Source organism: Streptomyces sp. NPDC048392, from assembly GCF_043200575.1.
In the GTDB taxonomy this organism is placed as follows: domain Bacteria; phylum Actinomycetota; class Actinomycetes; order Streptomycetales; family Streptomycetaceae; genus Streptomyces.
This window is the reverse complement of sequence record NZ_JBICYB010000053.1, coordinates 1-2,601: the sequence shown is the minus strand read 5'-3', so window position 1 is coordinate 2,601 and position 2,601 is coordinate 1. Positions and strand designations below refer to the sequence as shown.

General features: G+C 69.7%; 2 protein-coding genes. One reads left to right on the top strand and one right to left on the bottom strand.

The window, feature by feature from the left end; translation table 11 throughout:
* The first annotated feature begins 424 nt into the window (after window positions 1–424).
* Window positions 425–661: a hypothetical protein gene (locus ACGFYH_RS34540; RefSeq protein WP_393807118.1), complete on the top strand. Its 237-nt coding sequence runs from the start codon at window positions 425–427 to the stop codon at window positions 659–661.
* A 109-nt stretch (window positions 662–770) separates the two neighbouring features.
* Here the strand turns inward: ACGFYH_RS34540 and ACGFYH_RS34535 are convergent, their stop codons facing one another.
* Window positions 771–2,150, bottom strand: a complete 1,380-nt coding sequence (locus ACGFYH_RS34535) for a hypothetical protein (RefSeq protein WP_393807117.1) — start codon at window positions 2,148–2,150, stop codon at window positions 771–773.
* Window positions 2,151–2,601 lie beyond the last annotated feature (451 nt).

Sequence of the window (2,601 nt, the reverse complement as noted above, 5' to 3'; positions counted from 1 at the left end):
GTCCGGGCAGCCTTCGCGGCCGCGGTGCGGGGACCCGCGGCCGGCCCGCCCGCGGCCCCCGCCCCCGCCCCCCCCCCCCCCCCCCAGACCCTGCCCGTAGACGACCAGTCCGCCCCGGCCGTCGACGAGCGCATCAATGCAGTCGCGGATCACGGGGTGCTTCAACAGATCGGCGTCCAGCATGTGCCTCTCCCCCACTATGGCCCGTGTTGGCTGTAGGCCCGCCAGCATTGCAGGTAGTCGGGCGTGCGCGTGCCGGGCAGATCACATGTCCCGCGGGATGGAATGCAATCGCCGGCACCGATCCGCTGGGAGGGCCGACAGGGGTTGCAACGAGGTGCAACTGACCGGCTTCGTGCGCCGGTCGCCGCGCGGACGTCTTCCGCGACTGCACCACGGGCGGGCAGCGCCCCGCGGGGCGCCCATGGAAGCGGCGTCGTTTCAGACCCGTGCGCCACGTCTCGTCACCGCGGCGGTGCTGGCCGTTTTGGGAGCGTTCGAGGACTTGGTGCAGACGCTGGGCGACTACCACGGCAAGGACCCCCACCAAGCGCTGCTGACCGTGCGCCGGCGCACCGTGGCGGTCCTCGACCGTCAGCGGACGTGGCGCCGGCAAGCGCAGTACGATGCACGCCTCCTGCTCGGCGAAAGCGACACTTGATCCCCTGGTGCGCCGTACCGTCGCCCTCCCGCCACCGGGATCGCTGTCACCGCCCTGCTCCTTCACGGAGCCGCCCACGCCGCCCCGTCCGGGCCTCCTCGCGCGACATTCAGTGGCCGTCTGTCCTTGTTGCGGAGGGGGGCAGTGCCAGCTCCATCAGGGCGTCGACCGTGTCGCCGTCCAACTGGCTGCTGAGGCGGAGGGACTGCCGCAGGAGGCCACCGACATCCTTGGGGTGCAGCCCGAGGCGCAGGCGGGCGGTCAGACAGATCTCACCGAAGAGCGACGGCGTTCCGTCGGGTTCCCGCAGGATGTACCAGTCGAGGAGCTTGATGACGTCGCGCCGGATATCACCGAGCGTGGCGCGAGGCCTGTTGTTCCCACCGGCCTGCTCGATGTCGTCGGCGAGGCCTCCGAGGACGGCCTCGATCAGGGTGGTGCGCAGCGCTGCGACGGGGATGAAGCCGTCAGTGTCGTCGCTGAGGGCGACCGCGGGCCACCAGGCGAGTTGTGCGGCGGTTTCCTCATGGTTCGTCTTGCCGAGCGTGCCGCGCTTTTTCCGGCTGCGGTCGGCGTCCTCCAGGCCATCGTCGATGATCTTGGTGAGGTGGTTGTGGTCGGCGACGAGGCCGAGCGGCTGTTCGGTACCGAACGTCGTCGTGCCGGACAGCAATGTCCGCAGTCTGTCGCTCCTGCGGTGTTCCTCGGCCCAGTCGCGGGCCACGGGCCGGGACCAGCGGGGTCCCTGGGCGGTTTCGAGCTGGGCGGCGGGCAGACTGCGGCGCCCGTACTCCGGGTGGGGCAGGTCGTCGGGTGCCACTTCTGCGGCCTGGGCGAGACCTGCCCGGTCCACGAGGCGGTCCGGTTCGAGCTCGGGTGCCCGCAGGTCGACGACGCATCGCTCCAGCGGCGCGGAGTCGGGCAGACGGAATGTGGCCCACAGGGCGAGATGGTCGCCCCATTGCGGCAGCGGTTCCTCGGGGGCGGTGAAGTCGGCGATCTTTGCGATCCGGGCGTTGCGCGGGTTTCCGGGGCGGCGCAGGAGGTCCGCGGCGGTGACGGCGTCTTCCACCGGGCGGGCGTCGTAGCCCTCGTAGGCGCGGTCCACGACCAGGCCCGGACGGTGCCAGGCGGTTCCGTCCCACCAGTAGCCGCCGTGCCGGTAGAGGAACCCGTTGCGCCCGTACATCCAGTTGTGGTGCTGGGAACTCATGTCCTGGTCGTGAATGAGCAGGACGGTGCGGCCGTGGAGGGGGTGCTGGTGAACAGCCCACGCGTAGGCGCGGTTCTTCGTTTCGGTCGTGAAGGCCACCCACCCCCCTCCGGGTAAGGGGTCCGTGCGGCCCCACAGCCCTTCGCCCTGATTGCGGCCGGTCCGCTCGATCGCGTCGGGTTTGTCCAGAGGCAGCCGCTCGTCGTTGATGAACGGCAGCCCCGGAAACGGATGATCGGTGCGCAACCCGTTGGCAACCGGCCGAACCCAGCTCATAACGCCCCCTCTTGATGCAGTCTTTCTGCGTTCCCCATGTCTCAGTCCGGACGCGCGTCCGGCACTCCCTGCCTCATCCCTGTGACACAGCAGGCACCGCCAAACCCGACCGCAGCGGTCCGGCCATCACGTTGTCCAGCAGGCGGGGCTGGCTGACGTCGAACCCGGCACGCCGTGCGACGTTGCCCTCCCGCCGTAGCGACGACCTGCGAATTCGGTCAAAACCCGGGCAGTGACGCGAAAAGTGACTACGCTGGCCGCGTTGTGCGGGCTGTGACTCATCAGATGCCGCCCGTCCACTGCCGCCGCTGAATCTTCGCGGTCCGGCCCCGCCCCTCACCACGATCCCTTGCACAAGGTTCTGTCTGGAATTCGGATCATGAGTGCGGAGTGATGCTGCGGAGCCAGAGCATCGTGCCGCAGAGGTGCAGGCCAGCTTCGTAGCTGGTGG